The sequence below is a fragment of the Janthinobacterium sp. EB271-G4-7A genome (assembly GCF_020858075.1).
GTDB lineage: Bacteria > Pseudomonadota > Gammaproteobacteria > Burkholderiales > Burkholderiaceae_D > Janthinobacterium > Janthinobacterium lividum.
The window spans coordinates 1,947,404-1,961,125 of the sequence record NZ_JACYMI010000001.1; the positions used below are offsets into that span (position 1 = coordinate 1,947,404).

9 protein-coding genes are annotated in these 13,722 nt (G+C 64.0%); 6 read left to right on the forward strand and 3 right to left on the reverse strand.

Annotation, left to right across the window (positions count from 1 at the left end; translation table 11 throughout):
• Positions 1-10 precede the first annotated feature (10 nt).
• From IGS58_RS08860 to tssF, 3 genes are read right to left on the reverse strand one after another with little or no spacing between them, the layout of a single operon-like run.
• A complete protein-coding gene (locus IGS58_RS08860; RefSeq protein ID WP_230521128.1) occupies positions 11-265 on the reverse strand; it encodes a PAAR domain-containing protein in 255 nt (84 codons plus the stop codon).
• A 29-nt stretch (positions 266-294) separates the two neighbouring features.
• The gene (tssG, locus tag IGS58_RS08865) at positions 295-1,320 is read right to left on the reverse strand and encodes a type VI secretion system baseplate subunit TssG (RefSeq protein WP_230521129.1); all 1,026 of its coding nucleotides are present in this window, start codon (positions 1,318-1,320) and stop codon (positions 295-297) included.
• On the reverse strand, positions 1,284-3,089 hold the full coding sequence (tssF, locus tag IGS58_RS08870; protein WP_230521130.1) for a type VI secretion system baseplate subunit TssF: 1,806 nt from the start codon (positions 3,087-3,089) through the stop codon (positions 1,284-1,286). Before tssF ends, tssG begins: the two co-directional genes overlap by 37 nt.
• A 145-nt stretch (positions 3,090-3,234) precedes the next feature.
• On the opposite strand from tssF, the gene tssK reads away from it, so the two are divergent.
• The 6 genes from tssK (at position 3,235) to IGS58_RS08900 (ending at position 13,712) form a co-directional block, all read left to right on the forward strand.
• Positions 3,235-4,611, forward strand: a complete 1,377-nt coding sequence (gene tssK / locus IGS58_RS08875; protein WP_329957978.1) for a type VI secretion system baseplate subunit TssK — start codon at positions 3,235-3,237, stop codon at positions 4,609-4,611.
• 162 nt (positions 4,612-4,773) lie between these two features.
• Positions 4,774-7,839 (forward strand): sensor histidine kinase, encoded by a 3,066-nt coding sequence (locus tag IGS58_RS08880; protein WP_230521131.1) that lies wholly within the window; start codon positions 4,774-4,776, stop codon positions 7,837-7,839.
• Entirely contained in the window at positions 7,836-10,001 is a 2,166-nt protein-coding gene (locus IGS58_RS29040; protein WP_268989821.1) for a sensor histidine kinase, read from the forward strand. The genes IGS58_RS08880 and IGS58_RS29040 overlap by 4 nt, the downstream gene beginning before the upstream one ends.
• A 175-nt stretch (positions 10,002-10,176) precedes the next feature.
• Entirely contained in the window at positions 10,177-12,387 is a 2,211-nt protein-coding gene (locus tag IGS58_RS08890; protein WP_099394092.1) for an EAL domain-containing response regulator, read from the forward strand.
• A 130-nt stretch (positions 12,388-12,517) separates the two neighbouring features.
• A complete protein-coding gene (locus IGS58_RS08895; protein WP_230521132.1) occupies positions 12,518-13,384 on the forward strand; it encodes an urease accessory protein UreD in 867 nt (288 codons plus the stop codon).
• A 25-nt stretch (positions 13,385-13,409) separates the two neighbouring features.
• Positions 13,410-13,712: an urease subunit gamma gene (locus IGS58_RS08900; RefSeq protein ID WP_034751936.1), complete on the forward strand. Its 303-nt coding sequence runs from the start codon at positions 13,410-13,412 to the stop codon at positions 13,710-13,712.
• Positions 13,713-13,722: the final 10 nt, after the last annotated feature.

The window sequence follows — 13,722 nt, forward strand, 5'->3', positions numbered from 1 at the left end:
CCTGCCTCCGTTACAGGGATGTGATCAGGTAGGCGCCGCAGGCGGTGGCATCGCCGTCATAGGCGTACGGCTTGCCCATGTGTTTTGCGCCGGCGCCATCCGGCGTGATCGGAAAACTGCCCTTGCACTTGGGGCAGAACGTTGTGTCGTCGGCCAGCGCCGCAGTCTTCCCCATCACGCTGCTGCCGGACGATGCGCTGGTGACCTTGCCGCCGTGATCGGTTGCGTCTCCGAGCCGGATGACGCCGCGTCCCGCATGTTTCATGCTTGCCTCGCTTTCCAAGAGTGAAGTACTCAAGCCAGTTGCAGCAAATAACGCACTTCGGCGCCGCGTACCTTGCCTTGTGCTGTCTGCAAGAACGTCGTCCAGCCCAAGCGCCGTCTTTCTGAAGGGTTGGAGCTCAGGAGCAGGGGAGTAATGCATGACGGACTCAATATCAGCCGCACTTCATATTGCAAGTCTGGTACGCCGAACAGCGCCAGCATCTTTGCCAAAGCCGCCGCGCCTGTGCTGCGCGGCAGAAAGCGTTGCAGGCCAGCAGCATCCAGCGGACCGATATGCAGGCACACGCGCATATCCTGGCGCCACAGCCGCAGGCCAAGCGTTGCGCCGCGCGCCAGCGTAAAGTTGACACTGCCCAGCAGGCTGCGCCTATCTTTTTCAAGATAGTCCCAGCCGCCGACAAATTGTTGCAGGGTGACGGGTACGGCGCAGTACTCGGCCAGCACGGGGCCGATTGCTTGCGTGGAGACGGGGCGGCAGCGCAGCAGACCCGCGTACCAGGCCGCGACATCCTGCGTCACAGCATCAGTATCTCCGTTCGACGGCAGTGCAGTGCGCTGCACGCCGGCCAGTGCCATCAGCAAAGGTAGTTGCGCATCCGTTGCCTGGGTCTGGAGCGTGGATTCCAGTCGATACTTTTCCCACGCCTGGTAATACAGCGTGAGCATGCGGTGCGAAAAGATATCGAGGAAGGCCGGAACGCCGGCGTCTTTGCTCGACAAGCGGTGGCCGGCGATACGTTCCGAATGGTGCAAAGGCAAGGTACCGCCGATGCCCAGAAAGCGCATGAACGTCGGTATCAAGGTCAGCTGTTCATTGTCGTCGAGTGAAAGCTGTTCGATTTCACTGGCGGGAAAACTCAATGACAAGCTGTTCTTGAAACGCAACACATGGCCAAAGGCTTGCGCATGGGACACGTTCTGCTGACGTAGCCAGCACAGCAGAATACGTATTGCCTGCACGAATTGGTAGCGGTACGGCTCGGCCAGCAAGTGGTGCATTACACCAGATTCTGCAGTCCGCTTCTTGGTTTGCATCGGATCAGCTCCTCTCCGCTTTGCAGTGACAGCACCACCAGTTCGATGAAACTGTTGATTTGCACATATAGCCCAAGGAAGTGATCGATCACCTGCACAAACAGGTGCATGCTGCTGCCGACGAACGCCCCCTCGTCAAGCGTGATGCGCACCTCCACGCCATGCGCCAGCGAGGTGCCGCGCTTGTGCCGCAGCCAGGTCGTGGTCGGCGAGTGCATCAGTGCGACGATGCCGTCGATCTGGCGTTGCGAGCTTGCCGATTGGGACAGGTCATACAGTGTCAGCATTTCGCGCAGCGCCGGCAAGCCCTCCTGGACCAGCGCGTGATGATTCAGCGTCAGGTGCGAAATCAGGCGCCAGTGCAGGCCCGCGCCCGCTGAAAAGCGTCGCGGCTGGCTGGGGCGTCGCAGCATGTGCAATGCGGGTCCGCCGCCGCACGGTTGCAAGTCTCCTTGCGGCTGGCCGTATTTGAGCGATAGCGGAAGATCGCGGTTACTGCATGTCAGCGACAGCGACAAGCTGGCCTTTTCATGGATCAAGGGATTGAAGTCGCCATCGACCAGCGTGATTTTCTTTTCATGGCCAGGACTTTTGATGGCCAAAGCCATGTCGTGGCGAACGATCCAGTAATGGCCTTGTTGCGCCGCGCTTTCGCCATGGCGCAGGCTGTACAGCGGGCGAAATTCGGTCAGCGTGCTTTCCCCTCCCCGCTGGCGCAACAAACGCACCGTATCGACAGTGACGACTTCGTAACCATGGGCATGGGTAGCATGGGCCAGCACGGAGTAGTCGGCTTTCTGCCGGGTGATGGCGATCGGCACGCCTTCCTGGCGGAAAAGATTGACCGCCGGACTGCAGCCCAGCCTTAAGTTTTCGCTGGAAATGCTGGACAACATACGTGCCGCAGCGCAATCGGGTCGCAAACCTGCCATGCACAGATGCAGGGTAAAGCGCTGGCACCCAGGCGGCAGGGCCGTACTCAGCGTCGCGATATCGATGTCGAAGAAATTGAATTTTTCCGGATACGCAAAATACTCGCTCAGGATGCGGTAGGCCGGCTGGGAACGGGCACCGAAAGGTATCAAGGCATCCGCGTCGGCGAAGCCGACGGGCGTCAAGGGCACGGCGGGTAAAGCAAACCATTGCACTGCGTCGATGGACACAAAAGCGCAGACTGCATGCATGAACAAGGCATCGCGCAATGCGGCGGAAAAAGAAGCTTCGCCATCGATGAAAACGCGCAGTGATGCAGGCGCTGCGTCGAGATGCCGGATGCCGATGTTCAGCGAGGAACTGGCTTGTGCCGGCAGGCGTACGCCTGCTGGCGCCTTGATCATCGTATCGAAAAACGTGCTTTCCAGTACCGATGCTCCTGTCGTCATGCCGTAGGCAGTCTTGAAGCGGCAGCGCACGCCGCGCACAGGCGTTGCGTCCATTTCACTGCCCGCCGGCAAGTGCAATACGCCCGCTCCAGTGGCTGGGGCGGACTGGTGAACGATGGTGCACGATGGAAAGGGGCGCAGATAATGGGGGAACAGGGCTTCGAACAAGGCTTCGGTAAATTGCGGATAGTCGTCATCGAGCCGTTTCGAGATGCGCGCCGCCAGCATGGCCACCGATTCGATCAAGTGTTCGACGTGCGGATCTTCGCAAGACTCGCCGGACATGTGCAGTTTGCCGGCGATTCGCGGATAGCATTCGGAGAACTCACGGCAATGTCGCCGCAGCATCACCAGCTCGCGTTCGAAATACGGCAGCAAGTCCTCCATCTCTCTTTTCCTGTGTCTTTGCGGCGGAATGGCCAGTATCCGAGCGTTTGCTCAAAGGTAAATTGCGTTTGCGCAAATAATTGAATAGGGTTACTGCGCAACATCAAAGACGTCAACGCTGGCCACCTCAGACTGGCAAGGCAGCATGATTCCAACGGTCAACATGGAGAACGCGATGACATTGCCATCCAAATTACTTTGGTCCGAAGGACTGGCCATCGGTCCCCAGCAGTTCCAGCAACTGGACCGCTACCATGAAGCGCGGCTGCAACGTCTGGCCTCACTCATTAATCCACATTTATGGGGCGTGCACAGCGTCAGCTGGAATGCGGATGCACTGGCCAGCAACAGCCTGCGGGCGGACGCCATGTCGCTCGTCTTTCAGGATGGAGAGCTCTTTGACGCGCCGCTTGGCGATGTATTGCCCAGTGCGGTTGACCTGTCCAAGCTACCTTCCAGCGAACATAGTTTTACGTTTTATGCCGCGCTGCCCGCGCTGCAGGCACATGGCGGCAATTCGAGTTCTGCCGGCGCGCGCTATGTTCAGGTGGATATCGAAACTCCGGATCTGTACAGCGAAGCAGTCAGCATTGACGTGGCTTACCTGAAGAAACGCGTGTATCTTCTGTCGCAACTGGAGCCCCCGAACGATTACCTTGCCATTCCGCTGATCCGTTTGTACCGCGCTGGCAATGGCGGCTTTGAAGTCGATACGTCCTTCATTCCACCTGGCCTGACCATCAGCGCCGAGTCTTCGCTGCAAAAAATGCTCGAGTCGCTGATCGACCGCATGGGCGCGAAAGTTGAGGCGCTGTACAGCCGCCACCGTCAGCCCGGTAAAAATACGGTTGAATTTCATGGCGGGGATGTTTCCTCATTCTGGATGCTCCATACCTTGAGCACGGCCAGCGCCACGCTCAGCCATTGCGCCAGTTATCGGCGCCACCATCCCGTATATTTGTTTGAAAAATTGATGGCATTGGCCGGTGGCTTGATGACGTTTTCGAAAAAATACACACTGAGCGACTTGCCGGCGTATTGTCACGATGACGCGGCTCCCGGTTTCGGCAAGCTCGATGGCATCATTCGCGACCTGATCGATACTGTGCTGCTGTCGCGCTATTTCCCGATTGCGCTGTCCAACGACATGCAACAAAACACCCACTATCACGGCTTGCTCGATGCCAAGCGGATTGACCGGCAGACCGAACTCTGTCTTGCGGTAAACGCCGATATGCCGGCGCTGGAACTGGTCGCCACGGTGCCATTGCAGTTCAAAGTTTCCTCTCCGGACACTATCGAACTATTACTGGGGCGGGCGCTTCCGGGTGCCGAGTTGCGTCATATGGCCCAGGTCCCTGCCGAAGTGCCAGTGCGGCCCAATACGTATTACTTTTCGATCGATAACAAGGGCAGTATTTATGACAGCATGATCAAGGCCCAGGCGATTGCGATTTATGTGCCGTCTGGCATAAAAGGGTTGAAGCTGGAATTGTTCGGTATCAGCGGCACCGCCGCGTAACGATGGTGGGCGTGGCGAGCGGATGTCTTGTCAAAAGATTGCCCTAAGGAATAGACTTGCCCCTGCAGTTGACGTTATCATGTTTTTGTAAGTGTCGGTGGCTGAGCAGTCGGCGCATAGTTGAAACATGGTGACAGGCGGGAGTGAGCATGGGCATGGCGAATGATGCGTGATGTGCCGGGCGGCTTGCGGCTTGGCGGCGGGATGGGCAGGGCAGCGGTGCGCCGCTGCGGCCGCGCATTGCTGCTGGCGTTCTGTGTCGCCGCAGCCCCGGCCGCCGTGCCGGCTGCGCCGCCGCACCAGGGCCAGCGCGTGCTGTTTCTCAACGCCTACGATTACGGCCGCGCCGGCGTGGAGTCGTACACGCGGACCTATGTGGCCGCCATGGCCGCCGCGGGCCTGACCAGCGAAGACATCATGGTCGAGCACCTGAACCTGAATACCCAGGGCGACCCGGCGCTGCGCAATGAGATGCGGGATTTGTTGCTTTTAAGATACACGCAGATGATGGGGCGCAAGGCCGACCTGATCATCGCCATGCAGCAGCCGGCGCTCGATTTTTTGCTGTCGGACCTGGCGCCGCTGGCGCGCGGCGTGCCCGTGCTGGCGATTAACACCTCGGGCAAGGCTTTGCCGGCCGGCAGCCCGGCATCCATCTGGCAGCAAAAGGCGAATGTCGATTTCCCCGGCACCCTGGCGCAAGCCATGGCGCTGTTCCCGGAGACCAAAACCATCGTCATGGCCGTCGGCGCCAGCGAGGCCGACCAGGCCTTGAAGCGCAACATGCAGCAGGCGGCGCTGGCGTGGCAGGGCAAGGTGGCCATGCGCTACCTCGATGATCTGACCCTGGCGCAGATGCGCGCGGCCGTGGCGCACCTGCCCGCCGATACCTTGCTGGTGGCGGGCAATGTCAACCGCGACGTGGACGGCGCCATCGCCACGCCCGTGCAGTTTGCAGGGGAACTGGCGCGGCTGGCGAACGTGCCCGCGTTCGGCATGTACAACACGAACGTGGGCAAGGGTATCCTCGGCGGCTCCATCCTGCACATCGAAGGGGCCGCGCAGCAGGTGGCGCAGATGTCGCTGGCCGTGTTGGCCGGCAAGGCGCCTGCCGCGCCGGGCGCCTTGCTGCCGCCGGTCCGCCCGGTGCCCATGTATGACTGGGAACAGCTGCAGCGCTGGGATGCGGACTTCAGCCGGCTGCCGCCGCACACCCTGTTCTTCAACCGCCCGCCACAGCTGTGGCACGAACACCGCGTCGCCGTGCTGTCGGCCGGCGCCGTGTTTCTCGCCATGGCGTGCATGCTGAGCGCCTTGCTGCTGCAGCGCCGCCGCCTGCGCCGCGCCGAGAGCGATGCGCGCGAAAGCGAGCAGCGCTTCCGCATCCTCGTCGAGCATGCGCCCGAAGCCATCGTCGTGTATGACCTGGACCTGGACCGCTTCATCGACGCCAACAGCAGCGCGCAGCGCATGCTGGGGATGTCGCGCGAAGCGCTGCTGGCGCGTGGGCCGTTCGACCTGTATACCGGCGAGCAGCCCGATGGCCTGCCGCTGGGACTGATGATGGAAGAGCATCTGCGCCGCGCCATGCTCGGTGAACCCATCCTGGTTGAGCGCAATGTGCGGCGTGCCGACGGCAGCATCTTTCCATGCGAAGTGCGGCTGGTGCGCTTGCCGATGGAAGGGCGGCGCCTGGTGCGCAGCGGCATCGTCGACATTTCCGAGCGCAAGCAAAGCGAGCAGGAGCTGCTCGGCTACCGCGACCATCTGGAAGAATTGGTGCAGCAGCGCACGGCGGCCCTGTCGGTGGCCGTCACGGAGGCCGAATCGGCGAACCGCGCGAAAAGCGTCTTCCTGGCCAACATGAGCCACGAATTGCGCACGCCCTTGAATTCCGTGATCGGCTTTTCGCAGATGATGGCCGATTCGAGCAGCATGTTCGAGGAAGAAAAGCATAACCTGGCCATCATCAACCGCGCCGGCCATCATTTGCTGACCTTGATCAACGATATCCTGGAATTGTCGAAAATCGAGGCGGGCCGCATGCAGCTGCAAGCGGGGCCCGTGGACTTGAATGGCTTGCTCGACGAGGTGCTCGAGATGGTGCGCATGCGCTCCGGCGACCAGGGCATCGCGCTGCGGCTCGAACGTGCCGGCGTGCCGCCGCTGGTGCGTCTCGATGGCGCCAAGCTGCGCCAGGTGCTGTTGAATTTGCTGTCGAACGCGCTCAAGTTCATCGAGCAGGGCAGCGTGACCCTGTCGCTGGCCTGCCAGGCGGACGGCGATGGACAGGTGGCGCTGGCGTTTGCCGTGCGCGATACGGGCAGCGGCATCGCGGAAGAGGATCTGGAGCGCATCTTTGAACCGTTCGTGCAGGCCGACAGCGCCGTCGCGCAGGCTGGCACGGGACTGGGGCTGACCATTTCGCGCGAATTCGTGCGTCTGATGGGCGGCGAGCTGCGCGTCGAATCGACCCTGGGGGCCGGGTCGCGCTTCAGTTTCGAGCTGCGCGCGCCGGTGCTGCAGCAGCCGGCCATCGCGTCGCTGGCGCCGGGCCGCGTGGCGCGCCTGCCGCCAGCCCAACGCGGGCGCATGGTGCTGCTGGTCGACGATGACGATAACTGCCGCAAGCTGCTGGCCGGCTTGCTGGCGCCGCTGGGCTTCCAGCTGCAGGAGGCGGCGGGCGGCGTGCAGGCGCAAGCCATGCTGGCGGCGCAGCGCTACGACATTGTGCTCAGCGACTGGCGCATGCCGGATATGGATGGCCTGGCGCTGACGCGCTGGCTGCGCGCGCAGCCGGCGCTGGTGCAGCCGCGCCTGGTGATCATGACCGCCTCCGCCTTCGAGGAGGAAAAACAGGAAGCGCTGGCGGCCGGCGCCGACGGTTTCCTGCGCAAGCCGATCGAGCAGGAACACCTGTTCGCCATGCTGGAGCAGCAACTGGGCGTGCGCTTCCAGCGTACTGCCGCCGCGCCGCCGCGCGTGCCGGTGGCTGTCTTTGACTTGCAGCAGGCGCTGGGCCAGCTGGGCGCTGCCGAGCGGCAGGCGCTGCTCGAATCCGTGCAAGCCCTCGATCTGCGCCGCAGCGCCATCGTGCTGGCCGGCGTGGCGACCAGCCTGCCGCAGTTGGCCGCGCATATCGCCGCCATGCTGGAACAGCATCAGTACCAGCCGCTGTGCGCCTTGCTGGCGCAGCTGGCGAGCGAGCCGCAGGGCGAGGACGCATGACTTTTCACTTGCCCAAAGACGCGCGCCTGGGCGGCGTGTCCATCGTGCTGGCCGTCAGCGTGGCGCTGACCTTTGTCGTCACCGCGCTGCTGCTGGTGTTTGCCGTGCTGTTTTACCAGTCCGAACGCGAGCAGCGCTGGCAGCAGCTGCATCGCAGCCTGGCCGTGAGCGCGGACCAGCTGGCCGTGGCCATCGAATTGCCATTGTGGAATCTCGATGAAAAGCAGATGCAGGCCATCATGCGCAGCATGCTGGGCAAGCGCGACCTGGTGGCCAGTTCCCTGACGCCGGGCATCGGCAAGGAGGCGCTGGTCTTGCGCCGCACGGCAAGCGGCGCCATCGACAGCTTTTCCTCGCTGTCCGCGGAGCCCGACTGGCTGGTGCAGCGGCGCCCCGTGACGATGGGCGGACAGGTCATCGGCAGCGTGGCCGTGTATGCGACGCCGGCGCTGCTGCACGCGCAGCTGCAGCAGCGCGCGCTGGGCATCGGCGCCATGATCGTGGCGCTCGACGTGATCCTGGTGGCCAGCGTCTGGCTGCTCATGTGGTGCCTGATGCTCAAGCCCCTGAAGGCGATCGGCCAGTATGCGGCCGGCATCAAGGCGGGGCAGGGCGAAGCATTCGGCACGCCGCCGAAAGCGTGGTTCCTGGGCGAACTGCGCACGCTGTACCGCTCCATCCGCGACATGGTGGCACTGCTCGACAGCCGCTACCGCGCCCTGCAGCGCAGCGAGGAGCGCGTGCAGATGGCCACCGGCGCGGCCAGCATCGGCATCTGGGACTGGAACGTCATCAACGATGCCTTGCAGTGGGATGAACAGATGTACGCGCAGTTCAAGGCCGATGCGGACAGCCGGATGGCACCCGCGGCGATCTGGCGCGCGGCGCTGATGCCCGACGACGTGCCGGCCGCCAAGGAAGCCCTGCGCGCCGCGCTCGGAGCAGGCCAGGCGTTCACGCACGAGTACCGCATCCTGTGGCCCGATGGCGCCATCCGCTACATCAAGGCCGATGCCGTGATCTTCCGCGACGGGCAGGGGCAGCCCATGCGCCTGGTGGGCTCGAACTACGACATCACGGCGCACCGCGAGGCCGAACTGGAACTGCTGCGCCACCGCCATCACCTGGAAGAGCTGGTGGCCGAGCGCACGAGCGCCCTGTCGGTGGCCGTCAGCCAGGCGCAGGCGGCGAACCGCGCCAAGAGCACCTTCCTGGCGAACATGAGCCATGAACTGCGCACGCCCTTGAATTCCGTGATCGGCTTTTCGCGCCTGATGGCCGCCTCGCCCAACATGCAGGACGATGAAAAGCGCAACCTGGCCATCATCCACCGCTCCGGCAATCATCTGCTTACCCTGATCAATGAAATCCTCGAACTGTCGAAGGGCGAGGCGGGACGCCTTCACGCGCAGACGGCCGTGGCTGCGCTGGCGCCCCTGTTGCAGGAAGTGATGGACATGTTGGGCATGCGCGCCGAGCAGCAGGGCCTGGCCCTGCGCCTCGATTGCGCGGACCTGCCGGCGGCCGTGGTGCTCGACGCGACGCGCTTGCGCCAGGTGCTGCTGAACCTGATGTCGAACGCCGTCAAATTTGCCGGCGGCGGTGAAGTCACCTTGCGCGTGCGCGCTGAGCGGCGCGATGGCGATCAATGGATGCTGTCGTTTGCCGTCAGCGACACGGGCATCGGCATCGCCCCGGAGGACCAGCAGCGCATTTTTGAACCCTTCGTGCAGGCCGACAGCGCGGGACCGAAGGATGGCACGGGCCTGGGCCTGGCCATCTCGCGCGAATTCGTGCAATTGATGAAAGGCGAACTGACAGTGGAATCGATGCCGGGGCAGGGCGCCACCTTCCGTTTCAGCATACCCGCGCAGGCGGCGGAAGCGCCCGTGCAGGTGCCCGTGCCGCTGCCGGCGGCGCCGGCGCCCGAGGCGCCGCCGGCGCTGCGGGCGCGAGACTTGCTGCTGCTGGCAGGTGAAGAGCGCGCGGCCTTGCTGGTGGCGCTGCGCGAATTGAACCTGGCCAGGGTGGCGCTGCTGCTGGGTGACTTGCCGCCGACGGCTGCGCCCGTGCTGGCGCCGCTGCAAGCCATGCTCGACCAGCATCAGTACCGCCAGCTGTGCGACTTGCTGGAGAGTGAGGGCGCGCTGGCGCACGATTGAAAAGTGTGGGCTGACAACATCGGATTCGATGAAAAGACGGGCTAAGTGCCACCGATGGATGGTGCTAAATTGCAATAAAGATTATGATGATAGTACGTAGTTCATCGCAAAGAAATGTCTTGTCCAGCGCGGCAACGGATCGCCGCGCCTCATCCAAAGCTGAGAGAACTGCTACATGCACCGCGATTTTTCGGAAGTGAATTCGAAGGGCGAAGTACTGATCGTTGAAGATACGCCGGCTTCGCTGAAGCTGTTGAGCGATTTGCTGGGCGGCGCCGGCTATGCGGTGCGCCAGGCGCCGAACGGCGAACTGGCCCTGTGGACGGCCCAGGCGCGCCCGCCCGAGCTGATCCTGCTCGACGTGCGCATGCCGGGCCTCGACGGCTTTGAAGTGTGCCGCCGCCTGAAGGAGATACCGTCCCTGCGCCAGGTGCCGGTGATCTTCCTGTCGGCCCAGTATGATACGGACGACAAGGTGCGCGGCTTCGCGCTGGGCGCCGTCGATTTCATCGCCAAGCCCTTCCAGGCCGAGGAAATCCTGGCCCGCACCGATGCCCACGTGCGTCTGGCGCGGGCGCAGCTGCAGCTGGCGCAGGAGCGCGCCAACCTGGAGCGGCGCGTGGCCGAACGCACTGCCGAACTGGAACAGGTGGCCAGCACCCTGGCGCGCGAAGTGCAGATCCGCCGCGCCAATGAAGAATTGCTGCGCCTGTCGGGCCAGGTCTTTGAAGCGACCCAGGACGCCATCCTGATCACGGATCCTGCCGGCGTCATCGTCACGGCCAATCCCGCCTTTACGCGCATCACCGGCTACGCGGCGCAGGAAGTGGTGGGCACGGACATCCTGCGCCTGCATGCCGAACACACGGGCGAAGCGGTGCTGCTGGCCCTGCGCCAGGGCTTGCGCAGCAGCGGCTGCTGGTCGGGCGAGGTGCAGACGCGGCGCAAGAGCGGCGACACCTATCCCTGCCTGCTCAGCGCCTCCACCGTGCACGGCCCCGACGGCGCCGTCGTCAACTACATCGGCGTCTTCCTCGACATCAGCGAGCGCAAGGCCGAGCAGCATCTGATCGATTTCCTTTCCTACCACGACGCGCTGACGGGCTTGCCGAACCGCGTGCTGCTGCGCGAGCGCTTCGAACAGGCGCGCGCGAACGCCCTGCGCGACAGCCAGCAAGTGGTGCTGATGTGCCTGGACCTGGACCGCTTCAAGAACATCAACGATTCGCACGGCCAGGCCGTGGGCGACAAGGCGCTGCAAGTGGTGGCGCGTTTCCTGTCCGGTTGCGTGCGCGAGGGCGACACGGTGGTGCGCCAGGGCGGCGACGAATTCCAGATCCTGCTGCAGGACGATGCCCTGCTGGGGCGCACCCTGGGGCTGGCGCAAACCATCCTGGCCGGCTTGCGCGAAGAACTCAGCGTCGATGGCGAGCGCCTGGCGCTGACCACCAGCATCGGCATCGCCATGTGCCCGGCCGACGGCGACAGCCTCGACGACGTGCTGCGCCACGCCGATACGGCCCTGGTGCGCGCCAAGGAAATGGGACGCGACCATTACGCCTTCTTCACGGAGCGCATGGGCAGCGATATCCGCGCCCGCCTGGCGATGCAGCAGCAGCTGCGCGGCGCCATCGGCCGCGATGAATTCGAAGTGCACTACCAGCCGCAGATGTGCTTGCGCACGGGCGCCTTGCTGGGCGCGGAAGCCTTGCTGCGCTGGGATAATCCGGTGCTGGGCAAGGTGCCGCCCGGCCTGTTCATCGCGCTGGCAGAGGAATACGGCTCGATCACGGCCATCGGCGAATGGGTGCTCGAAAGCGTGTGCGCGCAGATCCGCGCCTGGCACGACGCGGGCCTGGGCAGCATCAAGGTGGCCGTCAACCTGTCCGGCAAGCAGTTCGCGCAAGACCGCACGGTGCCGTTCGTCGAGGCGGCCTTGCGCAAATACGGCATCGCGCCCGCCTGCCTGGGCATCGAGATCACGGAAAGCACGGTGATGGGCGATCCGGACAAGGCCGTGGCGGCCCTCACGCGCCTGAAGGATATCGGCGTGGGCATTTCGCTCGACGACTTCGGCACCGGCTATTCCAGCCTGGGCTACCTGAAGCGCTTTCCCATCGACGTGCTGAAGATCGACAAATCGTTCGTCGACGATGTCACCACCAGCAGCAGCGATGCGGCCATCGCCCGTTCCGTCATCTCGCTGGCGCACAACCTGGACATGCGCGTCATCGCCGAAGGCGTGGAAACGCGCGAGCAGGTGGATTTTTTGACGGAACACGGCTGCGACGAAATGCAGGGCTATTACTTCAGCCGCCCCCTGGCCGCGGAAGCCTTCACGGCCTTGCTGCGCGAACGGCGCACCCTGGCCGTGGCGGCGGCCTAAGCGCCGCGGTGCGGCCGATGCACCATGCCGGTGCGTTCGCTGCAGCGCGGTGCACGATTCTCACTTTTATTTCCCCTGACGCTGGCACATATCCTGCTTAGGTAATCGCTTATTTACGCGATTGCCCCGCATGCCAGACAGTACCCCTCCAGCCATGCTTTTGCAGGCCAGCGCGCACGGCGCCTGGCAGGCGCATTTGCGCCTGGGCTTTGCGCTGCACGATGGCGTCAGCCGCCTCGTCGAGCGTACGCACAGCGGCCCCCTGCGCGTGCAAAAGCCCCTTTATCCGGAGGGCGATCGCGTCTGCCACGCCATCATCATCCATCCGCCCGGCGGCGTGGTGGGCGGCGACCAGCTGGCCGTCGACGCCACGGTGGGCGAGGGCGCGCACGCCTTGCTCACGTCCCCGGGCGCCGCCAAGTGGTACCGCGCCAACGGCCATGTCTCGGGCCAGCACATCATGCTGCGCGCCGCCAGCGGCGCGGCCATCGAGTGGCTGCCGCAGGAGAGCATTTTCTTCGACCAGGCTTGCGTGCGCCTGCGCCATGAAGTGGAACTGGCGGCCGACGCCAGCTACATCGGCTGCGACATCGTCTGCCTGGGCCGCAGCGCCTCGGGCGAAATGTTCAATACGGGCAGCATCAGCCAGCAGGTGCGGATCCGCCGCGGCGGCAAGCTGCTGTGGTGGGAGCAGGGCGTGCTGGCCGCCGGCGGCGCGCTGATGGCCAGCCCGCTGGGCCTGGGAGGCCACACCGTGTGTGCCACCCTGATCGCCATCGGCACGCCAGTTTCTGCCGCCGTGCTGGCGGCCGTGCGCGAGATCGCCGTGCCGGACGGCGCCGCGTTTGGCGCCACGCACATGAAATCGCTGGTGGCGGTGCGCCTGCTGTGCGGCGACAGCGAGGCGGCGCGCCGCATCATGCTGGCCGCCTGGCAGCTGCTGCGTCCCGCCATGCTGGGGCGCGACGCCGTCGTGCCCCGCATCTGGAACACTTAATCAGGAAAGAAGCGCAAGGAAAAACATGGACCTGACTCCCCGCGAAAAAGACAAGCTGCTCATTTTTACGGCCGCGCTGCTGGCCGAACGGCGCCTGGCGCGCGGCTTGAAGTTGAATTATCCGGAAGCGGTGGCCCTGATCAGCGCGGCCATCATGGAAGGGGCGCGCGATGGCAAGTCGGTGGCGCAGCTGATGTCGGACGGCACGAAGATACTCTCGCGCGCCGACGTCATGGACGGCATCGCCGAGATGATCCCCGATATCCAGGTGGAGGCGACCTTCCCCGACGGCAGCAAGCTGGTCACCGTGCACCACCCGATACCTTAACCAACCAAGC

Bases quoted from the DNA above. Each gene is read 5' to 3' on its own strand.
- IGS58_RS08860 (WP_230521128.1), bottom strand. From the start codon at position 265: ATGAAACATGCGGGACGCGGCGTCATCCGGCTCGGAGACGCAACCGAT.
- tssG (WP_230521129.1), bottom strand. From the start codon at position 1,320: ATGCAAACCAAGAAGCGGACTGCAGAATCTGGTGTAATGCACCACTTG.
- tssF (WP_230521130.1), bottom strand. From the start codon at position 3,089: ATGGAGGACTTGCTGCCGTATTTCGAACGCGAGCTGGTGATGCTGCGG.
- tssK (WP_329957978.1), top strand. From the start codon at position 3,235: ATGATTCCAACGGTCAACATGGAGAACGCGATGACATTGCCATCCAAA.
- IGS58_RS08880 (WP_230521131.1), top strand. From the start codon at position 4,774: ATGATGCGTGATGTGCCGGGCGGCTTGCGGCTTGGCGGCGGGATGGGC.
- IGS58_RS29040 (WP_268989821.1), top strand. From the start codon at position 7,836: ATGACTTTTCACTTGCCCAAAGACGCGCGCCTGGGCGGCGTGTCCATC.
- IGS58_RS08890 (WP_099394092.1), top strand. From the start codon at position 10,177: ATGCACCGCGATTTTTCGGAAGTGAATTCGAAGGGCGAAGTACTGATC.
- IGS58_RS08895 (WP_230521132.1), top strand. From the start codon at position 12,518: ATGCCAGACAGTACCCCTCCAGCCATGCTTTTGCAGGCCAGCGCGCAC.
- IGS58_RS08900 (WP_034751936.1), top strand. From the start codon at position 13,410: ATGGACCTGACTCCCCGCGAAAAAGACAAGCTGCTCATTTTTACGGCC.